The 24,872-nt window shown below is 53.7% G+C and carries 15 protein-coding genes; 1 reads left to right on the forward strand and 14 read right to left on the reverse strand.

Annotated features, from left to right (window positions below):
• Positions 1 to 17 precede the first annotated feature (17 nt).
• The 11 genes from FGI41_RS01950 to FGI41_RS02000 form a co-directional block, all read right to left on the reverse strand.
• Entirely contained in the window at positions 18 to 7,046 is a 7,029-nt protein-coding gene (locus FGI41_RS01950; RefSeq protein WP_139488197.1) for a beta-ketoacyl synthase N-terminal-like domain-containing protein, read from the reverse strand.
• A 114-nt stretch (positions 7,047 to 7,160) separates the two neighbouring features.
• Entirely contained in the window at positions 7,161 to 8,546 is a 1,386-nt protein-coding gene (locus tag FGI41_RS01955; RefSeq protein ID WP_139488198.1) for an ABC transporter permease, read from the reverse strand.
• Positions 8,547 to 8,569: 23 nt separating this feature from the next.
• On the reverse strand, positions 8,570 to 9,817 hold the full coding sequence (locus tag FGI41_RS01960) for an ABC transporter permease (protein WP_139488199.1): 1,248 nt from the start codon (positions 9,815 to 9,817) through the stop codon (positions 8,570 to 8,572).
• A complete protein-coding gene (locus FGI41_RS01965; protein ID WP_139488200.1) occupies positions 9,814 to 10,500 on the reverse strand; it encodes an ABC transporter ATP-binding protein in 687 nt (228 codons plus the stop codon). The genes FGI41_RS01960 and FGI41_RS01965 overlap by 4 nt, the downstream gene beginning before the upstream one ends.
• Before the next feature lie 17 nt (positions 10,501 to 10,517).
• Positions 10,518 to 11,261: a hypothetical protein gene (locus tag FGI41_RS01970; protein ID WP_139488201.1), complete on the reverse strand. Its 744-nt coding sequence runs from the start codon at positions 11,259 to 11,261 to the stop codon at positions 10,518 to 10,520.
• Between the two features lie 34 nt (positions 11,262 to 11,295).
• The gene (locus tag FGI41_RS01975; protein ID WP_139488202.1) at positions 11,296 to 11,928 is read right to left on the reverse strand and encodes a DUF4004 family protein; all 633 of its coding nucleotides are present in this window, start codon (positions 11,926 to 11,928) and stop codon (positions 11,296 to 11,298) included.
• A 118-nt stretch (positions 11,929 to 12,046) separates the two neighbouring features.
• Entirely contained in the window at positions 12,047 to 12,790 is a 744-nt protein-coding gene (locus FGI41_RS01980; RefSeq protein ID WP_139488203.1) for an enoyl-CoA hydratase-related protein, read from the reverse strand.
• Complete coding sequence (locus FGI41_RS01985; protein WP_139488204.1) at positions 12,790 to 14,019, reverse strand: hydroxymethylglutaryl-CoA synthase family protein; 1,230 nt, start codon at positions 14,017 to 14,019, stop codon at positions 12,790 to 12,792. The genes FGI41_RS01980 and FGI41_RS01985 overlap by 1 nt, the downstream gene beginning before the upstream one ends.
• Positions 14,020 to 14,034: 15 nt before the next feature.
• Complete coding sequence (gene fabD, locus FGI41_RS01990) at positions 14,035 to 16,473, reverse strand: ACP S-malonyltransferase (RefSeq protein ID WP_139488205.1); 2,439 nt, start codon at positions 16,471 to 16,473, stop codon at positions 14,035 to 14,037.
• 13 nt (positions 16,474 to 16,486) lie between these two features.
• Positions 16,487 to 17,440: an acyltransferase domain-containing protein gene (locus FGI41_RS01995; RefSeq protein ID WP_139488206.1), complete on the reverse strand. Its 954-nt coding sequence runs from the start codon at positions 17,438 to 17,440 to the stop codon at positions 16,487 to 16,489.
• A 511-nt stretch (positions 17,441 to 17,951) separates the two neighbouring features.
• Positions 17,952 to 18,569 carry a nitroreductase family protein gene (locus FGI41_RS02000; protein WP_139488207.1) on the reverse strand — a complete coding sequence of 206 codons (618 nt, stop codon included), beginning with the start codon at positions 18,567 to 18,569 and terminating at the stop codon, positions 17,952 to 17,954.
• A gap of 202 nt (positions 18,570 to 18,771) precedes the next feature.
• Here FGI41_RS02000 and FGI41_RS02005 point away from each other — a divergent pair, with 202 nt between their 5' ends.
• Entirely contained in the window at positions 18,772 to 21,225 is a 2,454-nt protein-coding gene (locus FGI41_RS02005; RefSeq protein ID WP_139488208.1) for an EAL domain-containing protein, read from the forward strand.
• Positions 21,226 to 21,375: 150 nt separating this feature from the next.
• Here FGI41_RS02005 and FGI41_RS02010 read toward each other — a convergent pair whose 3' ends face one another.
• From FGI41_RS02010 to FGI41_RS02020, 3 genes are all read right to left on the reverse strand, one after another.
• Positions 21,376 to 22,179, reverse strand: a complete 804-nt coding sequence (locus FGI41_RS02010; RefSeq protein WP_176560075.1) for a DUF429 domain-containing protein — start codon at positions 22,177 to 22,179, stop codon at positions 21,376 to 21,378.
• Positions 22,180 to 22,242: 63 nt separating this feature from the next.
• Positions 22,243 to 24,075, reverse strand: a complete 1,833-nt coding sequence (locus FGI41_RS02015; protein ID WP_139488210.1) for an acyl-CoA dehydrogenase family protein — start codon at positions 24,073 to 24,075, stop codon at positions 22,243 to 22,245.
• Positions 24,076 to 24,145: 70 nt separating this feature from the next.
• Positions 24,146 to 24,643, reverse strand: coding sequence for a MerR family transcriptional regulator (locus FGI41_RS02020; RefSeq protein ID WP_139488211.1), 498 nt, complete (start codon positions 24,641 to 24,643; stop codon positions 24,146 to 24,148).
• Positions 24,644 to 24,872: the final 229 nt, after the last annotated feature.

Raw genomic sequence — 24,872 nt, forward strand, 5'->3', positions numbered from 1 at the left:
CACCCGACATTGTGGATTTAATAGATTTTGGTAAGTGTCAACAGAGAAGCGATGATCTCGTCCTCATCTCCGTCTGCGATGGACGCTTGGGCAGGCTTGGCGTCGATCCAATAACGCTTGCGGTTGTACTCTACCGGGGGCAGTGCCTCGCGCTTCGGCTGGTATAGAGCCAGCGCGTCTGGAGCGTCGCTTACGATCATGTGTGCATTCGTGCCGCCAAAGCCAAACGAGCTGATCCCCGCGCGGCGCACGCCTTGGCGTGGTATCCAGTCTTGCAGGCTGGTGTTGGGGTAAAATGGCGAGCTGCCAAACTCAAAGCGCGGATTCGGCTTCTCACAGTTGAGCGTCGGCGGCAGTTGCTTGTGGTGAAGCGACAAGCAGACCTTAATGAAGCTGGCGATACCCGCTGCGCTGAGCAGGTGGCCGATGTTGGTTTTGCTGCTGCCGACTCCGCAGAATTGGCGTTCGTCGGTGGACTCGCGGAATACCTTGGTCAGAGCTTTCAGCTCGATCGGGTCGCCGATCATCGTACCCGTTCCGTGTGTTTCGATGTAGCTGATCGTGCTTGGGTCAATCTTGCCTTGACGCAGTGCAGTCTCGATGACGTCTACCTGCATATCTGGATTCGGTGTGGTGATGCCCATCGTGTGGCCGTCGTTGTTGATCGCGGACGCTTCGATCACCGCGTAGATGCGGTCACCGTCTGCCATCGCTTTGTCGAGCGGCTTGAGCAGGACAGCCCCTGCGCCCTCGCCTGGTACGAATCCGTTCGCTTTTTCATCGAAGGTGTGGCACTTGCCGTCCGGGGACAGCGCTTTGCCTTCCGAGAGAATGAGGTAGAGCATCTCATCGAGCAGGATATCGACGCCGCCCGCAAGCGCCATCTCGGACTCTCCGGAGACGATGCTTTGGCAAGCCTGATGCAGAGCCACGAGCGACGAGGAGCAAGCCGTGTCGATCACCATGTTCGGCCCTTTAAAATTGTAAAGATGCGACAGATGCGCGGCGATGAAGTTCTGTCCGATGCCGATGATGCTGTTTTTGGTGTAGTCCTCAATCCGGGGAGCAAAGTTGGCGACACGGGAGCCGACGAACACCCCGACACGCTTGTTCCACAGGTCTTTTTTGCCGTATCCCGCATCATGCATGCTCTCGATGCTGACCTCGAGGAACTGGCGGATCAGCGGGTCGATGTTGGGTGCGTCTTCTTCTTTGAGACTGAAAAATTTCGGGTCAAAATATTCGATGCCGTCGATAAAGCCGCCCCACTTGCTGATGCTCTTGCCTTTTTCATAGGTAGGCGAGTAGAGCTTGTCGATGTCCCAGCGTAAGGATGGCACTTCACCGATACTGTTCACTCCAGTTGAAAGGTTGTGCCAGTAGGCGTCTTTGTCAGGAGCGCCTGGGAAGTGGCAGGCGAGGCCGATGACGGCTATTTTAGATGAATCGGGGTGGGGCGTCGGTGTATGTGTGATGGATGGACTGACATGCTGTGGCCGCAAGTCGTCTGGGGTTCCCGTGTTGCTCACATGCTGCGGCGGCAAGTCGTCTGGGGTTCCCGTGCTGCCCACATGCTGCGGCGGCAAATCATCTGGCGCAATCAGCCTAGACACCACATGATTTCCAACCAACACATGCTCGTCGAGATGAGCCGCCAGCCGCTCGATGCTCGGATACTCAAGTAACAGCGTCGGGTCGATCGTCTGTCCCGACCAATCCTCGATGCGCTTCACCAGCTCAGCCAGCATGATCGAATCGACACCCAGATCGGCAAAAGGCTCGTCAACGCTGATCTGATCGGCTGGGATGCTGAGTTCTGCGGAGAAAAGCTCCTGAAGCTTGGACTGGATGAGAATGGCTGTATTGACTACCACAGCCGCTTTCAATTCCACTTCCGAAACCGCCGCCAAATGTACTTGTGGCGCTTTAACCGATTCTTTTACTGGTGCTTTGACCAGTTGATTCTCCACCAGATAACCAGTCAGCTTCTCGATGCTCGGATACTCCAATAACAACGTCGGGTCGATCGTCTGTCCCGACCAATCCTCGATGCGCTTGACCAGCTCAGCCAGCATGATCGAATCGACACCCAGATCGGCAAAAGGCTCCTCCGCACTGATCTGATCAGCTGGGATGCTTAATTCCTGGGCAAAAATTCCGGTCAACCCAGACAATACGTAGTCGTGCGTCTCTTCTGCCGTTGATGAAATCGGTGCTGGTGTGGAAGCAATCGAAATGGCTGAGCTGTCACCAGAGGCAATCCAAGCAGAAGCGGCTTGCATCCCACTTTGCTTCACATTCCCACTCTGCTCCGCGTTCCCGCTTCCTTTTGCCGCCGCCTCTTGTCCCACATGCAGAATCGTCGCAGGATCAAGCTTCGCCACATCCGCCATCACGGGCAGAATCGTCGTGTGCCCACTCAGACCCATCACCCTGTCAAACATCCTCATCCCCTGATCACGCGTATGCGGGGTGAGTCCAAGCTGCAGATAGGTGTCGGTCAACTCCCATTTCATCCCGACGCCCGTCCAGCCCGGCCATTGAATCGTACGGTAGCAGGTGCGTCCCTGTGCGTTGTGATAAGCGGCAAAATAATCAAGGCACGCATTCGCCGCACCATAATCGCTGACTCCTGCTCCCAATTCTGGGATCGCCGCTGAGACAGAGGAGTACAGCACGAAAAAGTCCAGGTCATCTTGGGCAAACACTTCATGCAAGACCTGTAAGCCGATGGTCTTCGGTTCGAAGGTGCGCTGCATGTCTGCCGCTGCTTTATTGACAAAAGAAGGATTGTTATTAACATGTAAGCCAGCGCAGTGCACAACTCCCCCAATCGGCCCGAGCGTATCACGGACATGGCCGATGAATGCGGTCAGTGCCTGTTGATCCGTGAGCGAGCCTGTATGGTACTCGACCCGCGCTCCCTTGGCTTCGAGCTCTTGAATGAGCCCAATCCGTCCGAGGGTACCTGCATCTGTAGCGCTGTCGCGGAGTCTTGCCTCCCACTCCTGACGTGGTGGGATTGGCTGGACGCCCATCAAGGCTAATTTTCGGATGCCTTTTGACTGTAGGTGCTTGGCTAGTTCTGCACCCAGACCGCGTGTACCGCCTGTGATGACTACGGTTTTTTCCAGGTCGGTGAAAAGTTGCTGGGTGGACAGGGACGGAGACACCTGTAATCCAGCTTCTGCCGCCTCCTCCATCTTCACAGCACTCATCTGTGGAACCCAACGCTCCCCGCCGCGGTAGATTACCTCCGCATGCGGGCTGTTTTGCGTAAGCTCTTGCAGGAGAATCGTTTCCAGTTGAGCGAAGGTTTCTTTTTGCAGGTCAAAATCAATGTCAATGGTTCTGGATTGCAGCTTGCGGTACTCGGCGCCGAACAGTCTGACCAGCGGCGCGAGGTCGGCCCCGGCCAGGGTAGGTGCATCAGTGCGGAACGTCTGCAAGCCTTTGGTGAGGTGCAGGATATGGAAACCGCGAATCCGGTTGTTTTTGATCAGGTCTTGATAGAGTGCCAGTCGGCCATAACGGATGTCGATCCGCTCTGCCGTCTGGGAATGAATATCAGATAAGTCAATTACGGCTCGGATCACCGCTCCACCCGCTTGGATCTCACGCGCTGCCTGCTGACCCTGCTCCGGCCGGGAAAAGTCGAAGCGGTATGCGGTATCAGACAGCTTCGCGTACCCAGCAGAGTCGTGGATGATGATCATCGGTGTCTGTGCGGCATACGGCTTGAAAAGCTGATCCGCGGCGAACGCGGTCTCGTCGTTGACCAGCAGGATGATGTGTCCATGAAGTGCTGGCTGTTGGTTCAAAGTTGGTTGCCCGTTGCCTTGTTCGGTTGAGATGATCCAGGTTTTTTTGAGGTAAACATCGGTCGTATGAGACGGTATGACTGGTGAGACGGATACAACCGTTGATGAAATAGGTGGTGCAACATGTGGTAGGCTCGTTGTTGTGGCAGATGACGCATTATGTGATCCGGCACTTGTTGCAGAAAGTGATCCAGTAGATACTGAGGCAGCTGTTGCGCCCACTGGCGACACTGGCGCAAGCTCTGGCTTCAACCGATACGGATGAGAGTTGAATGCATAGACGGGCAACGCGACTTTTTGGAACGAACCATCCGGGAACAGCGTCCCCCAATTCAGCTGCACACCGCAGAGCCAGAGATCCAGCAGAGCTTGGCGGAACGGGTAGGCGCTGTCTGCTGTCAAGTGGAACATGACCTTGTTCGGGTCGGCGGTGGAGCCTGTCAGGTGTACATCACTATCATTACTGGTTCTACCCACACTGCCTGCACGCCCCACGTATACGGTCAGCAGATTCTCCCCTGCCAATTCCTTGCCTTCCTGCCCCAGCAGCTGCTCCACCCATTGGCTGGGATTGGCAATCTCTACCAACTCCTGATTGTATTTGTGCAAAAAGGCGTATTCCTTCTCCACCGCCATTTTGCTTTGACGACCGTTCAATCCGTTGGCAATCTGGGCTGGATCGGGATCTTCGGTGGTCAGGAGTTGGATCAGGGCCTGCTTGGTCAGCACATCGTCTTCGATCAGGTCAACCATCTCGTAGAAGCGTGGGTCGGCTACGGTTTTACGCTCGGTGAGATCCCATTTGCGGTTCAGTCGGCGCAGGGCACTGGTGATCACGAGCATGAGCAGCAGATTTTCACGGACCGAACCACTTTTGCCGCTCACATCCAACTTCTCAGCCTTCTCAGCCTTCTCAGCCGCTTCAATTGTCTCAAGAATCCGAATAGTACTGACCTGACGAAGCGCGTTATCCCACTCTTCCATATATTTTTTGAAGCTGAATTGGCTGGTCAGGAGTAGCGCAGCCTTTTCGACCATCGGGGCCATAGCATCTGCCGCCGAAGCAGCCAAGCCGTCGGTCAGATCACGTACATATTCTGCGGTAAAACGGAATGGCTGGATCGTCTGACCGTCAAGCGGATTGTAGTAAGGTAGCTGCGGACGGCGGTAAGCAAGCTCGTCCACCGTTTTTTTGCCGCCGAGTACCGCGAGCGCATCTTCGAGCTGGATCATCCCGCTTACTACGAGGCTGGCCCATGTGCCGCTTGCCCCGCTGCCTGTGACGATCTGTGGAGCGAAGCCAAGCTCGGTCAGAGTCTCTACCGCTGCGTATTGGATGATAAAAGAATAGAGCGAGCGGTTTTGCTTGGCCCAGCTTTTGCGCTTGAAGCCTTTGGCGAGTGCCGATTTGTCCTCTACCTGCGATAAGATTGCGAGAATCTGTTCCACATGACGGTTGAAGGCTTCGTTGTCGGTCAGAGCCGCTTCTGCCTGTTGGAGGTTGTCCAAAGAAAGCTCGCCTGTGTGCAGGACGCGGGTCTGCTCGCCTTTTTTCGCGGCGGTGACAGAGGCGATTGCGCTGGAAGCCCGTACAAATGCTTTCAACTCATCCTTATCACGCACCAGCTTCCCGATCCGTCGCGGGAACTGCTCTCGTCCTGTCATCATCGTAAGTGTCAGATCACGCAGCGAGCCTTGCGCAAAGCTCTGCCCATCCACGAAGGCGTTCCACTCGCCAACCAGCTTCTCTAGATCTGAATTGGTTTTGGCAGAGAGGACGAACGGGTAGCCCGCTACAGCGTCTGCATCCCCCTCGTTGCCACTGACTCCAACTGCTTTTCCACCGAGCATGAGGGTCGGGATTCTGCTGTTGCCAGCGTCCTCTCCACTCTGTTGCCCTCCTGCATACTCCTCGATCAGCACATGCGAGTTGACCCCGGCAAAACTGAGCGAGGTCACACCAGCGCGCAGCGGGACGTCTTCTGCCGGGCTGCTCCACTCGGTCAATTCAGTTGGCACCAGGAACGGGGATGAGTCAAAATCGATGATCGGGTTGATCGTCTTCATATTGAGGCTGGCCGGGATTTGGCTGTGCTTCATCATCAAGAGCACCTTGAATACGCCCGCGATCCCTGCTGCCGCTTCGAGATGGCCGATGTTGGTCTTGACCGAACCGATCCGGCAATAGCCTGTCGCATCCGTATATGCGCGGAAGGCTCGTGTCAGAGCCTCGATCTCAATCGGGTCGCCAAGCGAGGTGCCTGTCCCGTGTGCTTCGATGTAGCTAACCGTATCTGGCGTGATGCCTGCATCCTGATACGCCGCGAGGATCATGTCGCGTTGGGCTTCCACCTGTGGGGCTGAGATCGACTGGGTTTTGCCGCAGTGATTGATCGACGAGCCTTTGATCACGCCGTAGATATGGTTGCCTTGCTCGATTGCTTCATCTAAGCGCTGGAGCAGCAGCACGCCCACCCCTTCGCCCGGTACGAAGCCATTGGCGTCTTTGTCAAAGGTCTTGCATTGACCGTCGGGGCTGAGCATCCGTGCTTTGGAATAGGAGATATAGCGGCCCGGATGAATGCACAGGTTGACCGCTGCCGCGATGGCATAGTCACTTTTCCCTGTCACCAGCTCCTCCTTGGCATCATGCAGGGCGACCAGCGAGGAAGCACAGGCGGCATCGAGTACCACACTGTTGCCCGACAGTCCGAGGAAAAAAGAAAGCCGGTTTGCATTGACACTCATATAGTTGCCGTGGTTGGTGTAGCTATCCGTTTTCACACAGGATGAATAGGCAGTCTGGCCATAGTCGTTGGACGACACGCCGACATGCACCGAGGTGACCTTTTCCCGCAGAGCCGCGATGGGGACTCCTGAATCCTCGACACAATGATAGGTTTCTTCTAAGAGAAGGCGCTGCTGTGGGTCCATCGTCATCGCTTCACGCGGAGATATATTGAAGAAAAAGTTGTCAAACCGGTCAAACCCACTCAGCTGCCCGCACCATTTGCTCTGGCTTTTGTTGGGCTCGTTGATGTCGGGGGAATAGTACTGTTCGATATCCCAGTGGTCTGGTGCGATCTCCCGAACCGAGTTGAGTTCGCCCACGAGATTGGCCCAGAACTGGTTATAATCATCGGCATCAGGAAAACGGCAGGCCATCCCGATGATCGCGATGTCTGCGCCCCCTCCCTGCTGCTTCCCTCTCTTCGTCTCTTCCATAGCAACGCACACTCCGTTACACCAGATTTTTCACCAAACAAAAAAATGCCTTGAGGCGACCATGACAAATCGCCTCAAAGCTCCTATGGGTTGCCGACTGATTCAGATCAGCCGTTATACGTTTTTGTAGGTCGTCTCGATTACCGGGTTCTTGCCACGTTGTTTGCCGGAAAAAATCGCACGGAACATGACACCGATGACAGATACTTTTTTCATCCGTTTGGCCATGATGTCCGAAATCTGCTGGTAGCAAAGCTGAATGCCCGGTGTGAGTGTCGACATGATCGAGAAGATCGTGATCACCACGAAGGCTACGAGCACGTCGGCGAATTTGAGGCTTGGGTAGAGATGCTCACCACCGAGTGCATTGGTGATGTCGCCTGATCCGACGTAGATTCCCGTCTGACCGAGGATCAGCGCCAGCGTCGTGGAGAGGACGAACGCGATGCCTAGAGCGATCAGCGACAGGAAGAAGATTTCGAGGAAGACGATCATGAAGCTCTGCATCCGGCTGTAGCCGATGGCGCGGATGGTGCCGAACTCTTTCATCCGTTCGAACAGGTTCATCCGTACGGTCGAGCGCAGGCCCACCGCGATGATCGCGAGGATGAAGAAGATCAGGATGGTGTACATATTTTTGTAGACACCCGGCATGACGGTGTAGAAGGAAGAAGCTTGCTGATACGATTCGGCGCGAAGCACTTGGCTCTCTTCCATCAGGTACGCATCCAGCTTGTTGGCGAACTCGGTCGCTTCACTGCGGTCTTTCAGATGGATCCGGGCGATATCAAAATACTCGTTGTCCATCTCGTAGAGCTTACGGGCGGTCTGGTCAGGCATGAAGGCATACCAGTTGTCATAGGCCGCACCGTTGGCATAGAAGCCCTTGATCTCGAATTCGAGTGAGCCGCGGTTTCCGTTGACCGTAACCCCTTCGACCGTGATCTTGTCACCGATCTTCAGCTCGTTTTGCTTGCCTTTTTCTTCACTCAGATAGATGGCATTGGCTTGATCGAGATTCATCTCGCCTTCCTTCATGTTGAGTGTGTGACTGTCCATCAGCTGGTCGCGGCTCTCTGGAGTCAGACCATAGACGATCAGCGCATCACTTTTTTCTTGATAAAAGAACTGAGCATTGCGGCGAACGGTAGGATAGATGCCTGCCACCCGGTCGCCATTGTGCTGCACGAACTGATTCATGCGGGCGATGGCTGCTTTGTTTTCCTCTGTTTTTTGGCTGTCGAAGCTGATCGTTTCACTCGGATTGATGAAGCGTCCAGGCTCTGCGTTGCTGGTCTTCTTCATCGCTTCCCACATCACGGCGACATCACCTGTCTGGTAGTTGATATAGCCGCCGAGCACCTGTGTATGTACACCGTTCATCGCCGCGTTGGAGAACAGCAGGATGAAGGAGGAGAAGAAAATAGCCAATCCGATCAGGATCGAACGTTTTTTGTTCAAAATGACATTGCGGAACGCCAGCTTTGCGATAATACCCATTGTGTGTTTCTCCCTCCTTGCTCCTAGATTTCTTTTAACGTGTCAACCGGCTTGAGCGATGCGATTCGGTAGCATGGCCAGAAGGATGCGATGAACACCAGTGTCATCACGACTCCCATAACGCTTCCCAGCTGCATCCAATCGAACTGGATGAAAAACTCGCGGCCCAGCAGGTAATCCAGCGGAGCTGCTGCTTTGAGTCCGAAGTTGGACAGGATTTTGACGATAATGCCGCCGAGGGCGATGCCTGCAAGAGCAGCGACGTAGCAGATGATATAGATTTCTGTCATAAAAATCAAAATGTTCTGCATTCTTGAGATACCAATTGCCCGCAGTGTTCCGATCTCTTGTCTGCGTTCCAGACCGATCATGAACAGCAGGTTGACGATCAGGATCGCGACGATGACCATCAGCAGACCGATAAAGCCGTTGAACATGGACATATACAGCGAGACTGTGCTCATCAGGAAGCCGCCCAGCTTGCCAAATGGTGTGATGGTAAGACCAGTGCCGCTCATGCCTGCCGCCGTCATCTCTGCTTGGAGGGACTGGGCTGCGCTCTCTGCCTGAGACTTGTCATCGAGGTAGACAGTCAGATCAGATACTTCGCCATTGGTCAGTCCGACGAGGGCTTGTGCACTCTTGAGGTCCATGAATGCTACTGGAAAACGGAAGTTGGAGATATAGTTCATGTTGCCGATCCCGACAACCTTCATCTCACGTTCGATCGGGTCGCCGTCTTTGGTGACAGATTCCACGCCGATGATGTCGCCTACCTTGACTTCCAGCTTTTTTGCCTGGAATTCAGAGAGCAAGAGCTCGTCTGGGTTCCCTGGCGTCAGGTGGCGTCCCTCTACCAGCTCGAAGCTCTTGGTGTAGGTCTTCGCGGAGGAATCGAGGCCGATGATCATAGATGGCTGTTTTTGTACACCAACACTGAACATCGCATTGTGGCGAACACGGGCGGTTACTTCGGTGGCCCCCAGCTTCTGTTCGATGATTTGCTTCACCTGTGCGGCTTGATCAGCCTGCACGTAGCTGGATTCCCACCATCTTACGTCGGTACGAAACAGCTCGCCTTCAGAGGCACGTACCATATAGTGCCCGGTGAAGGAATCGATCAGCGCATTCTCCAGATTATTTTTCACCGTGGCAAAAAACGAGTTGGATAGCACCATCAAAAGGCTCACCAGGAAGATGAAAAATCCAAGGGTCATGCTTCGCTTAGGGTTCTCCAAGACGTTTTTGAACGAGAGGTTGAACAGCTTCATCGTTTCTCCTCCTTGTTGATCACCCCATCTTGCAGATAGAAGATGCGGTCCGCACGCTGCATGACTTTCGGATCGTGCGTGGAGAAGATGAAGGTGGTTTTTTCGCGGCGGCTGATCTCATGCATCAGCTCGATGATTTCGATCCCTGTCTTGGAGTCGAGGTTGGCGGTCGGTTCGTCAGCGAGCACCAGCTTCGGCTTGGTGGCGAGTGCGCGGGCGATGGCGACACGCTGTCTCTGACCGCCGGAGAGCTCGGATGGCTTATGCTTTGCCAATGCTTTGAGCCCGACCGCTTCCATGAAGTAGTTGACCCGGCTGCGGCGCTCTTCGGCACTGACGCCTTTCATCGCGAGCAGTGGCAATTCGATATTTTCATAGACATTGAGTACGGGAATCAGGTTGAACGATTGGAAAATGAATCCGATGGTGTTTAGTCTCAGGCTGTCGAGTTGCTTTTCGGTCATGGTGTGAACCTGTGTATCCCCAATGAAAATCTGCCCAGATGTCGGGTGGTCGAGACAGCCGATCAGATTGAGCAGGGTGGATTTCCCACTGCCGGATGAACCGGCAATGGTAACGAACTCCCCTTCCTCTACCTGTAAGCTGACCCCGCGTAATGCCTGCACCTTTGTTTTGTCCAACACATACTCTTTCGTCACTTCTTTGATTGCTACTGTCGCCATGATCGGTCCCCTTCTCGTTACAGTTTGATTTGCTGTCTGACGGTAGATGATGGATGGATGTCTAGCGTTCCTTCGTATTCGACCAGTTCAATCTCACACTTCGGGCCGATGACGATGCTCTCGCCCCGCACCACTTGCGCATGGGTGTGTTCGATATACACATGGGTTCCTTCGATTGTCTCTGCGGTCAATTTATTGGCAGCCGTATTGCGCTCCCCCATGAACTGGGCTCTGATCATTTCCCGTAAAAAGGTAAAGGGGAACATCGACATTCTCACATCAATCCGGTCACAGCCGATCTCGCGGATATAGGAGGTGGCTGCGAACTTGATGTCGATGCGGTGGGCATTGAGCAGACCGTTGATGCTCACTAGCCCGGATGCTTGGAAGTGTTCTGCCTCAACCTCTGACTCGCTCTCCAGATTGCCTTTGGAAATCACCTTTTCTGCCTTCAAGCCCTGGATAAAATGGGCGGAGCCACGGTTGATCAAATGCTTGATGCTCGCGTGGTCCTCTACTTTGATCAGGCCGGAGGTTTCCGCAAGCTGGGCGTCGAGCCTGCCGGTGATTTCGGCATTGCCCTGGGTGTAGAGTTCCTTGGTTTCGACTTGTCCGTAGAACGAGGCAGAGCCGGACGTTTTGATCGTCTCCCCCTGAATATCCCCATGAACTTTGCCCAACCCGCTGATTCTTACGTGTTGATATCGTCCACCGTTGGATATTCCTAAGCCGGAAAGCTTTAAATCTTGCAGAGTTTGCATGATGTTCACTCCTCACGAGTATGGATTCCTAAGTCTAGACTTCGCTTCCGATTGGATGCAGTTCTTTTGCACACGATTCCAGATCATACACCTTGAGCTTCTTCGCCAGATGATCCAGATGATAGTCGGCATCCTGCTGCACCAGCAGGGCAAAAAACTCTGTTCCCTTCTGACAGATCACCAGCCGGTACAGCGAATGATTCAGCTTGGGCAACCAATCGCGCACCGTCATGACGATGGCCTCTAGCTGTTCACCGCTCCAGTCGTACTCGGCCTTGGCTTTTCCGAGCAAGTGAATGAAGAGAACCTCCAAAAAAGAAAATCGTTCTTTGCTCAGGTAATCCACAAAGGTGCGGGTCACGGTTGCGTCTAAGATCGGCATGGCCTCTATGTCTGACAGGGTGAACGTCTTGTTGTTCAGCTCCGGGGAAAGCATCTGGGCCAGGTCTTCAAGCGAATACTGGTCCTTGAGCTCGATGATCTTATTGATCCGCTCGAGCATCTTGTCTCGCGGAAAATAGGTCTCCTGCCCCGTAAATGAGGATTGCTTGATGAACCAAGCGTCTGGGATCAGATTCTGCCGTTTCCAGCGGTAGAGTTGGCCGTAGGAAATGCCTGTGATAGCCAGCAGCTCTTTTTTCGAGATCAAATCTTGTTCGGCTTTCATAGAACCTCACCTCTTCATCTTGCGGCTATACGCATGAATGATCGCGTAACATTGTTTTGTTATACTCTTAATGTAACATAACATTGTTTCACTGTAAAGGGAGGTGTGTAACATTGTTTTATTTCTGCCACGGATACTTGCCGCTCTCTAAAAAGTGGCGTACATTCTGCTGAAACAGCGGATCATTCATCAGACGTGCCGTGGTCTCGACAGCGAGCTTCTCCAGCTGTTCATTGATCAGCCACATCCGGCGGAAATACTGCTTCATCTCGCGGAGGGTACTCTCGTTGACGTACATCGTGCGGCTTGTCAGGCGTTGGATGATCTGGCTCAAATCCTCACCCACCTCATCGACAAGCTGCATCTCCCGCGCTTCTTGTGCGGTGATCACTTGTGTCGTCAGCGTCAACGCATAGGCCCGCTGATAGCCGATGCGCCGGATCAGGTACGGCAGCACCATCGACGGCAAGGCTCCCCAGAGTGCTTCCGACAGGCTGAATTGGGAGCGTGGCGTAGCGACGACGAGATCGCACGCAGCCAGCAGTCCAAGCCCCCCTGCTGTCGCTTGTCCGTCCACTTTGGCTACGGTTATCTTGGGCGTAAGGGACAAGGTTTTGATTATATTCATATAGAGAGAGAATAATTCCGGTGATGCTTGCTCACGAAAATCCATTCCGGTGCAAAAAATACCGTTCATCCCTTGCAACACGATCAGCTTGATTGCAGGCTCCTGTTCGGCCCTCTGTAACACCCACGCCAGCTCTTGCAGCAATTCTTGGTTGATGCTGTTGCGGTACTCGGGACGGTTGAGAGTCACTTCGATCCCACCTTGAATTCCGTCGACCAACAGCGTTTTCATCATTAGCTCCACCCATACTTCCGGTGATAGTTGTCAATGCTCTTCAGTACCAGACGCCCTTTGCCTGCGAAGTAATGATCATAGACAGGCTGATAGGCGCTGGTGTCGATGACGCATTCTTTTACACCAAAAAGCAGTTCTTTATTCAGATCGACCAAAAGCTCGTACTCTGGCATGCTCAATGCGTAGCGGCTGTTGAGACTCTCCCGGATGCCCATCGCAGCCTGCACCTCTTTGGAGCGCGGGGTAACGATACCGCTGTAGAATTCGGACGAGCACCCAGAGCCGTAGGAAAACAATCCAATCCGGGTAAATCCGCTGATATCTGCATGATCAATCAGACCGCAGAGAGCGAGATAGACACCGGCGGAGTAGACATTGCCCACTTGGGTGCTGTAGCCAAGCGATGGCAGGACACGCTTCACAAAATCGGCCTCGATCACATCCGGCTTGGCCCGGTAGAGACCACGCAGCATTTTGCGGTGGGCGCCTTTTACCATCCCGGCAAACGGGCAATGGAACGCGAGATAATGGAAGGTCTCGCGGAAATCAGCGTCCTCTACCCGCTCTTGGTAGGCTTTGAAGCTGTTTTCCAGGCAGTCCAGATAAGACAGAAGCGACATATCCGGGTCGCCTGTCTCTTCATCTGGAAGCGGTCGGCAGGTGTCCATCACTTCATAGCTGTACAAGCCATTGGCCCCGAAGTCCAGCTCCAGCACGTCAGGCTTGTCACTGATCAGCATGGCGACAGCCCCCGTAGCTTGGGATGGCTCCGCATAGGAGAGCTTGGCTGATTTGGCTACGTCGGTGGCGATCACCAGCACCTTGCAGCCGGGAGAGGCTTGAGAGGCGATGTGTCCGGCCGCCATCTGGAGGGCTGCCGTCCCACCATAGCAGGCCTGCTTCACCTCAAACAGACGGCAGGTGCGGCTTACACCGAGATAATCATGGACATAAGTGGCGAGCGATTTGCCAAAATCAAGACCGGATTCACTGGAGGTGATAATCATCTCGATCCGGCTCTTTTCTTCGTCAGTCAGGCGGTCGAGGATCGGCTTCGCCGCATTGACAGCATTGGTCACCGGGTCTTCACAGGGGAGACCGACCGCTTTTTTCTCCATCATGAGGTTATCAAAACGCTCCAAATCCAACCCGCGTGCCGAAAACAGCGTACGCACGTCGATGTAGGCAGGACCGCCGTAAAAGTTCATCAATTCAATCCCTACGCGCATGCTCTTCCTCTCCTTCTATGAAAACATGAACCATGTCAGCAAACGTTGGTTGATCAGCTCGACCGCATCGTTCATCAGTTTGACTGCCAGCTGGTCGACGTGACGGTTGCGCCAGTTTTCCAGCTCGGTGCCTTTGAGCCAGTTGTTGCAGGCTCCAAGCGATGGGCCCACATGTACTTGATAATCCAGCTTGTTGGCCGAATCACCTTGGATCGCCAGCTGCATAGCGGTATCGATGTAGCAGCGGAAGACGAGCGCCATTTTGTGCTTCGCATTTTTCTCCGCTTTTTCGATTTCGTGCGGAGCATAGAGGTTTTTGCCTGCAGTGAACATTTGGTCGAAGGTGCGCTTGAAGTACTTCTCTTCCAGCTGGGCACGGGTCTTGGCGTCGATTTCGTTCCAGCTGTTGTGCTGGCGGTAGAGATCATAGAGCTTGTTGGCGCGGGCCGGATAGAAGAGACCTTTTTTGAGCACTTGTGCCTTGGCCCCGATCTCGAACATGTCGCCATACGGAGCGTGGGTGATATCGTCGATGTTCATCTGCTGCAGCATGTCCTTGACGGTCGTGCTGGTAGCGGCTTCCACCGTGCATTGGTTGATCGAGCCGGTCATGATGAACTCGGCCCCTTGCATGAAGACAGACGCGACAGCAGATGGGGTCCCGATCCCGCCTGCTGCACCGATCCGGACTCTGAGCGCGGCTGGGAACTGACTGCTGATCTGCTCACGCAGACCGAGGATGACCGGAAGCAGGGCATGCAGGGAACCGAGATCGGTATAGCCGCCTGCATCCGCAGTGGCACAAATATCGTCAGCCATCGGGATCTGGCGGGAGAGCTCTGCCTGCTCGCGGGTGATCAGATTGTCTGCCAAAAGCTTGTTGATGATCGTCTCTGGGGCAGGTCGCAGGAACGGCTCCGCCACTTCCGGACGGCCCGCTTTGACGATGATGCGGTTTGTCGCCTTGACTTGCCCGTCAACGTCACGGCGCAGGCCTTGCAGACGGTAGCGGACGAGGGCTGGTGTCAGGTTCATGTAGGCAGATGCCTCGATGATCCGCACGCCCAATGAGAGGAACAGCTCTACCAGCCTGTCTTCGCGCTTGGGATCGTTGAGATTGTAGGTCAGCGTCACCCCGTAGGCTTGTCCTGCTGTCAGTTCGCTTTGGATGGCGCGGATCGTGCGTTCGATCTCGCTTGGCTGCAGACCTGCTGTGCCGAAGAAGCCGAGCATGCCTGCTTTTGCCATTTGGACGACCATTTCTTTGGAGCTGATGCCGTGTTCGAGGCCGCTCGCAAGGTAAGGATAGGTCAGATTGTAATCGTGCTTGAGATCCCGGCTGCCGAGTGCTTGGAGCTGGATGCCTGCTGGTCTGTGGGCGGTGCTGTCCTGTGCAGTAGGGGCCGGATCGCTGGTCTGGTCTGCTGAAGGTGCTTGTGCTGCTGCCACATAAGGCTCGGCTCCGGTTGGTTGCGCCTCCTCACTCACCTCTGCCTTCACAGTGATGGTCTCTGGATTACCCGCTGCAAACTCCGCGCTTGCGGCACTCTCCACAACCTCGTCCGTGTCGTCTTGCACCTCATCCGTCACAATCAGTGGCTCGGCTTCACGGCGGATCTGGCGCACCAGACCAGTCAGGACGTTGCCTGGCCCCACTTGGATCAGCTCACCCTCCTCCGCTTTCCCCATCAGATAACGGATCGTCTCCGTCCACTTGACAGAGTGGTTGATCTGCTGAGCGAGGTTCGTTTTGATATCACGGGTCAGGTATGGTCTTGCTGTAAGGTTTGAAATAATCGGAATATTCGGTTCAGAAAAAGCAAACCCGTCGAGAAACTTCGCAAATTCCTCTGCGGACGGGGTCATATAACGGGAGTGGAACGCACCGCTCACCTTCAGGATCACGTAGGCACGCACACCTGCCGCTTCAAAAAACGGCTGCGCCTCCTCCACGGCCTCTTTTGTCCCGGAGATGACGATCTGGGTCACGGAGTTGAAGTTGGCTACATCCAGTTTGTCGAGATGATGCTTCTGGAGTACCTCCAGAACTTGCTCTTCCTTTAGCCCCACGACTGCTGCCATCCCGCCGCCATTCGCTTCGGCCATCAATTCACTGCGTTTTTTCACGAGGCGAAGACCTGTTTCAAAATCAAACACCTCCGCAGCCAACAGCGCATTATACTCGCCCAGGCTGTGGCCTGCGACATAATCAGGGCGCAAACCATCTGTCTCTTCCAGCTTTTTCAGATAATGAAGCGCATTGACCACGTAGAGGGCCGGCTGGGTGAATTGGGTCAGTCCCAGCTGTTCCTGCGGGTCTTCTTCACACAGCTCCCGGATGGAATAGCCGAGGATTTCGGAAGCCTTGTCCGTATACGATTGGTACGCTTCAAACAGACCTGCGCCCATCCCCTTCGCCTGAGAACCTTGACCTGGAAATAAATAAGCCAACATATGTATTTCCCTCCTAGACATTTTGTCCCAATAGTTTTTCAAGATTGGCAGCGTCTTGTGAGTAAGGTGACATGATGGTGTGGCATTCTGATGTGGAGCCTTGTGGCAGGTTATGGTGGACAAAATTCTTCATCGTCCCGCTTGGCCCCATATCGATATAATCGTGGCTGCCGATGCTCTCCAGCGTCTGTACCGCCTGTGGAAAACGGATCGGCTGTCGGGCGATCTCCCAGAAGTAATCCTGCGGCAGCTCGTCTAAGATACCGCCAGTCACACTGGAGACGAATGGAATCTGTGGTTTGCGCAAGGTCAAGCCCTGGAGCGTATCGAGATAGAACGGCTTCACCACATCCAGATAGGAAGCATGGAAGGCAAACCGGACCGGCAGTCTCTGATACAGCTTCTCCTGCTGATCCAAGTACCGCTGGATCACCGCAAGTCCCTCGTCCGTACCAGAGATCACGAAGCTCTGGTGATAGTTGACCGAAGCCAGTTCACTGTTCTCATGAAGAATCGGCTCTTGTTCGAACAGAGCAGGATTGTCGATAATCGTGATCATCCCGCCCGGTGGACAATGCGCCGTCACCATACGGGCCTGTGTGGTCAGGATCCGGATCACCTCATCCACCTCAAGCACTCCAGCCACCACCGCAGATGCGAATTCACCCAGGCTTGTCCCTGCGACATAATCAGGGGTTCGGCCTCCTTCGATCAGGGCCTGTGCCAACGCAACCTCCACCATAAAAATAGCCGGATGAGAAAACGTCAGATTGTCAAACAGCTCTGACTTCATCCGCTTTTGGTCATACAGGTGGTTGAGCAGGGATTCACCTGTCAGATCATACATGATTTCATTTTGTTTAAACATCCACTTACGGAAGGTCTGATTGGTCAAAAAAAGCTCCTTGCCCATCTGATAGTACTGTGAGCCTTGACCGGAAAATAGGAATACATTCGTTCTACTCATAGGTCCGCCTCTTTTCGCCGATGTATTGGGTTCACAAAAGAAGAACCTGCCATTGGAAATAGCTGGTTCCTCTTGAATAATATTATTAATTTTCTGTTAAATTTAATTATTCAGACATAGGTTCCCCCATTCATCTGTACGGGGTACACACTCTGAACTAGTTCCATATTACCACTAGGTCCCCCCAACGTGCCGAAACAGCGATTGAATTTTCCTAGTTTGTTTTAGTATTACGGAAATTAACATAAGTAAAAAGTATTAGTTACAAAACTAATATTTATTTCTTATATACGCAATTTTTACATATTTAGTGACTATGGTCAAGGTTTTTACACGGTTTTACGGGTAACAACATTATTTTTTTACACAATATTAATGATTTTCTTAATATTTTTATATTCACTTTACTTTTTTAACGGTACTACTTTCCTGCAATACCGTGAAAAAGAGCACTCCATCTGATCTACAGACAGAGTGCTCTTTTTTAGTTCTTTGTACCCTGATGATGTGATTAGAAGCTTTCGCTGATCACGAGTTCGTCGAGGCTGAGACGGCCGGATGGATGACCTGGAGCGGCAGCTTTACCGAGGGTGAGCATAACAATTGGAGTGTAGCGGCTAGGAATGTTCAGTTCTTTGGTAACCGCATCACGGTCAAAACCCCGCATTGGGCATGTATCGTAGCCTTTTGCTCTGGCTGCGAGCATCAGCTGCATCGCAGTCAGACCTACGTTGAGGTATGCTTCATCACGGGCATAAGCCTGTCCGCCCATTTGGTAAGCGCCTTCTATTTGACCGATCAGGTTGTTCGCTACTTCTTGAGACATTTGGCCTGCGTTTGCCGCTGCTTCATAGATAGCACGACCAGTTTTGTCTGCTTCGAGGTCACCGAGGATGATGATGACAGCATTTGCATCTACAACTTGCTTTTGGTTGTAAGAAAGCGGGAGAAGACGCTCTTTGATCTCAGGCTTCGTTACCACAAGATAACGCCAGTGTTGCAGGTTCCAGGAAGATGGTGCTTGAGCGGCAAGGCTCAGGATTTCCTGCAGGTCTTCGTTCGGCATTTCATAATCGGTTTGGTATTTGCGAACGCTGGTACGGCCTTTTACGATTTCTTCAAAAGACATGGTAAGAACACTCCCCTGTTTTTATGTATCATATACTCACTACTCATATGCTTCTTACATTAAGTGAGTGACTATATATATTTTATTCGTTGGTTTCGCAACATGCAAGAGCAAAATTTACGGTTTGGGTCACGATTTGCGTCCTACTCTCATATCATACGTAGTGCTGGACGATCCAAGATATAGAAAGAGAGTGAGTCATTTGGCAAAGTCCAACAGGAGTGAAGTGCTGCGAACGTGGACAGGCTTTTTAATCGGAGTAATTAGCGTCATTATTATTTCGTCTGTAGTGAACATCGGTGTCTCTTACATGCTGGATGCTCCCTTTTTCTGGCGGGATGTGACGATGGAGTCGTTGGCGATCATGGGGGCCAGCCTGTACTTTTACGGTCGACTGCAAAAAGGATTGATTCGCTCTACCCGTATCTTGCTGACGTTGACCTGTTTCTATGCAGCCGCCGAAATCCTTTCTACTCCTTACTTGATGTGGATTAGTCCTAAGCCGCTTGGATGGTGGCTGTTGGCCGATCTGTCTGTCTTTTTCCTGGTGATGCTGCCCTTGCATTTTTTTATCCTGAGCAACACGGAGAGACGGTTGATCATGGAGCAGGTGTTAGAGGAGCAGGAGCAGCTGAATCGGTCGTTGTTTGAACAGAATGCGGATGGAGTCTTCTACGTTGATTTGAACGGGCTTTTCGTCAATGTGAACAAAGCTGGGTGTGAGCTGACCGGTTATGAGCCCGAGGAGTTGATCGGACAGCCGTTTCTCCCGTTTTTCGTAGATGAGTATAAGGAGTATACCGTCGAGCGGTTCCTCGCTACAAAAAACGGTGAGCCGCAGCGATTCGAGACGGCCTTCCAGCAAAAGTCGGGGACGGTCACAGACATTGTCGTCACCTCCTTCCCCACCGTAATCTCATGTGAGGTGGTCGGGGTCTATGCCATCGTCAAGGATGTGACACATCAAAAAACGGTGGAACGCAGCCTGATCGAAAGCGAGTCGCGCTACCGCCGTCTGGTCGAGTTCATCCCGGAAGCTTTCGCTGTCTGGGTGCAGGGCCGGATCACCTACATCAATCAGGCGGGTCTGTCGCTGTTGGGCGCCCAAAGCAGTGATCAGGTGCTGGGCAAACACGTTTTTGAGATCATTCGCCCAGATTATCACAAGCTGGTGGAGCAGCGGATGACCGTGAAGCCAGAGGGTGAGATCAATCCACTCACCGAGATGCATCTGGTACGGCTCGATGGAGAGATCCGCGATATCGACGTGGTCTCGATTCATATGAACTACATGGGTGAATCCGCGCTTTTTGCGATGTATCGGGATGTGACAGAGACGAAGGCCGCCATCGCTCAGATCAATCACATGGCTTATCATGACGAGCTGACAGGTCTTCCCAACCGGCGTCTGCTGGAGTCAAGGCTGTCAGAAGCCATCCATCGCAGTAAGCTCCACGGGCATCGCACGGCATTGGTCTACGTGGATCTCGACCGGTTCAAGTGGGTTAATGACACGCTCAGCCACGAGATGGGCGATCTGCTGCTCACGCTCGTCTCCCAACGTCTCCTCTCCTCTGTCCACGATCAGGACATGGTGGCACGGCTGGGTGGAGATGAATTCGTCATCATCATGGAGCAGGTGCAGGACACCGCTCAGATCACGGATACGGTTCAGACGATTATCGAGCGTCTCGGTCTGCCTTTTCAGCTGGGGGATAATGAGATGCGCCTCTCCTGCAGCATCGGGATCACGATCTATCCAGACGACGGGCCAGATGGTGAGACCCTGATGAAAAATGCGGACGCCGCGCTCTACCGTGTCAAAGAAATGGGCAAGAACGGCTACTCCTTCTTCACCGCTGACCTGCAAGAGAAGCTGGCACGCAAAATGAGGCTGGAATTCGGACTGCGTAGAGCTTTGGAGCAAAATGAGTTCATTCTCTATTATCAGCCACAGGTGGATGCCAATACACGCGAAATGATCGGCGTGGAAGCACTGATCCGCTGGGAACATCCTGAGCTGGGCCGGATCTCCCCTGCTGATTTTATCCCGGTGGCCGAAGAGACCGGGCTGATCATCCCCATCGGTGACTGGGTGCTGCGTGAAGCCTGCCGTCAGAACAAACGCTGGCAGGACGAAGGGTTTCGTCCGATCAAGGTAGGCGTCAATCTCTCCGCCAATCAGTTCAAGCAGAGTGACCTGGTGGATAAGATTAAGCTGGCGCTGAAAGAGACTGGACTTGACCCCCACTATCTCGATCTGGAGATCACCGAGTCGATTGCGATGCAGGACGTCGAGACGGTCATCGCCAAGCTGTGCGAGCTACGGGAGCTGGGTGTGCATATCTCGATTGATGATTTTGGCACGGGCTACTCGTCGATGGCCTATCTGAAGCGGTTCCCGATCCATACGATCAAGGTGGCCCAGCAGTTCGTCCGCGACTTGACCACCGACCCGGATGATAAGGTAATCGTCGCCTCTGTCGTCGCCATGGCCAAAAGCATGAAGCTGGATGTGTTGGCAGAAGGCGTGGAGACGCCGGAGCAGCTGGAGTTTCTGCGGCAGTTGACGTGTGATCATATTCAGGGGTATGTCTTCAGCAGGCCGTTGCCGGCTGTGGATGTGCCGGGGTTTTTTCGGGATTTTGGGATGTAGGGACAAAAGTTGATGCTGGCTGACGGGGGTATGCTGTAGCTTCCCTTGCCATGTAAAAAGACCGGGATTGACGATGGCTCGTGAGTGAGCGCCTCGTCCCCCGGTCTTTTTTAACGCTATTGATCAGCAGGTAGTGTCTAATCTACTGTGCTATCCCTTTATACCATAGACGATTTCCATCCGGTTCCCATGGGCATCTGACGGTGGGTCGGCAGGGACTGATACCAGCTGCAGTCGATAGCAGTCTGTGCTTGCTGCTTGCGCCGTCACTGCCAACACCAATGCGTCTACGAGATCATCTCTTGCCACGTCTTTACGCAGGTAACGGCTGAGCGCTTCACCGATGAAGTTCTCCGCCTCTGCGACGTATGATCTCAAGACCCTGAGCCGTTCGCTGTAGCCATCCTGGGTCTTTTTGTTATGGGCCATCGAATGACCGCCGTTCAGACCATGAAAGCACAGCTCTGGATGGGCTTCCCGAAGCCTTCCGCGTGCCTCGGGGTACTTATGCAGGAATTGATCCACCTCACGAATCTTCTGGGTGATCTGCCATGATTGGCGGGACAGTCCCCGCCCAACAGTCTCGCGGTTGCGGGCGTTGGCCTCCCCGTAAGCTTCGGCATAGACGGCGGGACGCGATGGGACGGGGAACACGCTTGATTTTCGCTTCGCATCCAGCAGCTTACGCGCCAGATTGTCACACTCGCGGACGGGGAGGCTCGCGTCGGGCAAGCCGATTGGCATGTCAATCAGGATCAGAGCGGCGGATTCGGCATAGGTCATAAAGAGATGTTCGATGGAGGTGAACACGGTGAGCGTTGGGACCATCGTGGAAGGTGTTACTGATTCTGTGTCAACGGTTGCAGGCAAGACTGGTACGGCTGGTACGGCTGGCAAAGCGGCAGCGATCCATCCGGCCCGGCAACCGTCTACACCGACAAAGAGGGGGTTCATAGGTTGGTCCTCCTGATCGAAATAGGCATGGTTGGGATCAGTGAACATGTAGTTCTGTCCTTTTTACACGCTCCCCTGCTTCTCTCCTGCAGGGTTCCCCACATAAGCGGCTACGCTCTCCACCGACACAGGCTGATACTCCACCAATGGTTCAAAAAACAGCACATCCACCAAGAGATCATCCCGAATGCCACGGTGCACATCGACGGCAAAATGCTTTTTCCAATAGAGCTGGGCCAGCAGATATTTGCGGGCATTCCCGTCGCAGTTCACCTGATCCTGCGCCTCTTCCACGATGCAGAGCAGTGAATAGATGTCGACCATATGATCGGCGATCGCTTTGAGCTTGTAATTGAGGTACATCTCTTCCCGCTTGGTCAGGTAGATGAGATTGTCGCGCAAAAGGGTCAGCTCTTCACTAAGGCGGGCGGCAAAAGGCTGAGATAAAGGGTGGGTCAAGCGGCTTACCCGCTCTGCTGCCACCTCCATGAACACGAGATGTCCGTTTTCCTTTTCCATCACGCGGAGCAGGTCGAGGGCGAGGATGTTGGACGTGCCTTCCCAGACGGTGGTCACTTGGGCATCGCGGAGCAGACGCGGAGTTACGTATTCTTCGATAAAACCGTTGCCGCCGTGGATTTCAATCGCGGTATGGGCGGCTTCGACGGCCTCCTCCCCTGTGCGGTATTTGAGCAACGGGATGAGGAGGCGTGCCATGAGACGGTCTTGCTCACCTGCATTTTCATACGTATATACTTTATCAAAATATTCAATCATCGAAAACACAGCAGCATTGCTCACTTCCAAGTCAACCAGCAGGGAGATCATCATCTCACGTACCATCGGGTAATCGCTGATCGTCGAGCCAAACGCTTTGCGGCTGTCTGCATAATACTTCGCCTCGTAAAAGGCACGGCGCATCATGCCAATCGAAGCGATCGCGTTGCAGATGCGGGAGATGTTGAGCGCTTCGGCCATGTACTTGAAGCCCTTGTCAGGCTCGCCGATCAGGTAGCCCTCTGCCCCTTCGAGGATGACTTCAGCAGATGGGACGGCGTTGACACCCAGCTTTTCTTTGAGCCGGCGGACGGAGATGCTGTTCTTCTCCCCGTCTGGCTTGATCCATGGTACGAGAAAAAGTCCCAGACCCTTGGTTCCCGGCTTACTCGCATCGACACGGGCCATCACGGTCGCGACCATGGCTCCGGCATTGCTTGCGAAAAACTTCTCTCCTGTTAATCGGTAGACATTCTCCTGCCCCTCTACTTTCTCAGCAATGGTCTGATTGGCTCCGACATCTGAACCGCCTTGACGTTCGGTCAGCCAGGTGGCTCCTTCGTACAGGGTGGCATAGTCGAGGGAGGTCAGGCCGGTCAGGTAGTCACTCTTTTGCTGGTGATTGCCATAGCGGTGTAGCAGATAGGCGGCCGACATGGTAAGCGTCACGGGACAGTAGAAGCCCGGCTCGGACTGGCTGAGCAGATAGCCCATGAAGTACGAGTACATGTAGGGAACCGTCCTGCCGAGCTGTGGCACGGGGTTGTACAGATGACCGACGATCCCCGCTCCGTATACCTCCGCGACCGTCTGTCTGTAGCCTTCATTGGTCACGATCTCCGATATATCTTCGCCGAGGCGATTGTACTTGCGCAGCTTGGGCTTTCCTTCGCCACTGTCGGTGTAGGCGGCGCGCTGGTCGATTGGGCCTGCTACGCGTGCGCCGAAGGCTTCGAGTTCTTGTTTGGCCCACTCCTGCAGGCTTGGGTCGAGGTAGCGCCCGATCAGGTAGGACAGGTTGGGGTCAGCGGTGTAAAAGTTGTCATGAAGCGGGTTACGCGGGTGCGGGATGTTGTCTCCGTAGGTGCGGCTGTTGATCTCCCCTTGGATATTTCTCATCGTGATCCTCCTTTGGTGTCGGCACATGCCCTGGGATTGGATTAGGGGGATGGTCGGAGATGAGTTCGGGTTACGAGTCTGATTCGCTTTCCACGCTTTCCGACTCTAGCTCGTGCCATCTCTGCTCGAATTTTTCCTTGAATTGCAGGATTTCTTCCCGCAGCAGCTTAAGCTCCTGGATGCGTTCGTCAATCTCTTGCAGCTTTTGGTTGCCATAAGAAATCGTTCGTTCCAACTGCTTGCGTCCGGTGCGGTCTTCGTGGAACAGCTCGATCATTTCTTTGATCTCGTCGAGGGAAAAACCAAACCGCTTGCCACGCAGGATCAGCTTCAGACGAGCGCGGTCGGAGCGAGTGTAGAGGCGGTTGCCTTTTTCTGAGCGGACGGGTCGCAGGAGGCCAAGCTCCTCGTAGTAGCGGATGGTGCGGGTGCTGATGTCGAGTTCGGCTGCGAGGTCTGAGATGGTGAGCAGTGGGTGGTCGGCTTGCGGTTGAGTGTTTTGGGGCTGATCTGGTTGGGATTGATCAGAATGGGGTTTTCCATCGGATGGATTGGGTTGTTGGTTCATAACGAGAGGCGCCTTTCTTACTTATACTGGTAATCTCATCTTAGTTGACGTTAACGTTAACGTCAAGCTGGCGACTGTCCGCATGGGCTGATAGTGCTTGATTGGAGTTACGTCCTGTTTTCGGGGTGAACATAGAAAAAAGACGTTCCGCTCATCGAAACAGCGTAACGTCTTTACGGGTTTGATCCATCCGGCGCTCTACAGCCCCGGTGTTCTAGCGCTCTTGATC

Origin of the sequence: Brevibacillus dissolubilis (assembly GCF_006170445.1) — a bacterium.
Lineage (GTDB): Bacteria > Bacillota > Bacilli > Brevibacillales > Brevibacillaceae > Brevibacillus_B > Brevibacillus_B dissolubilis.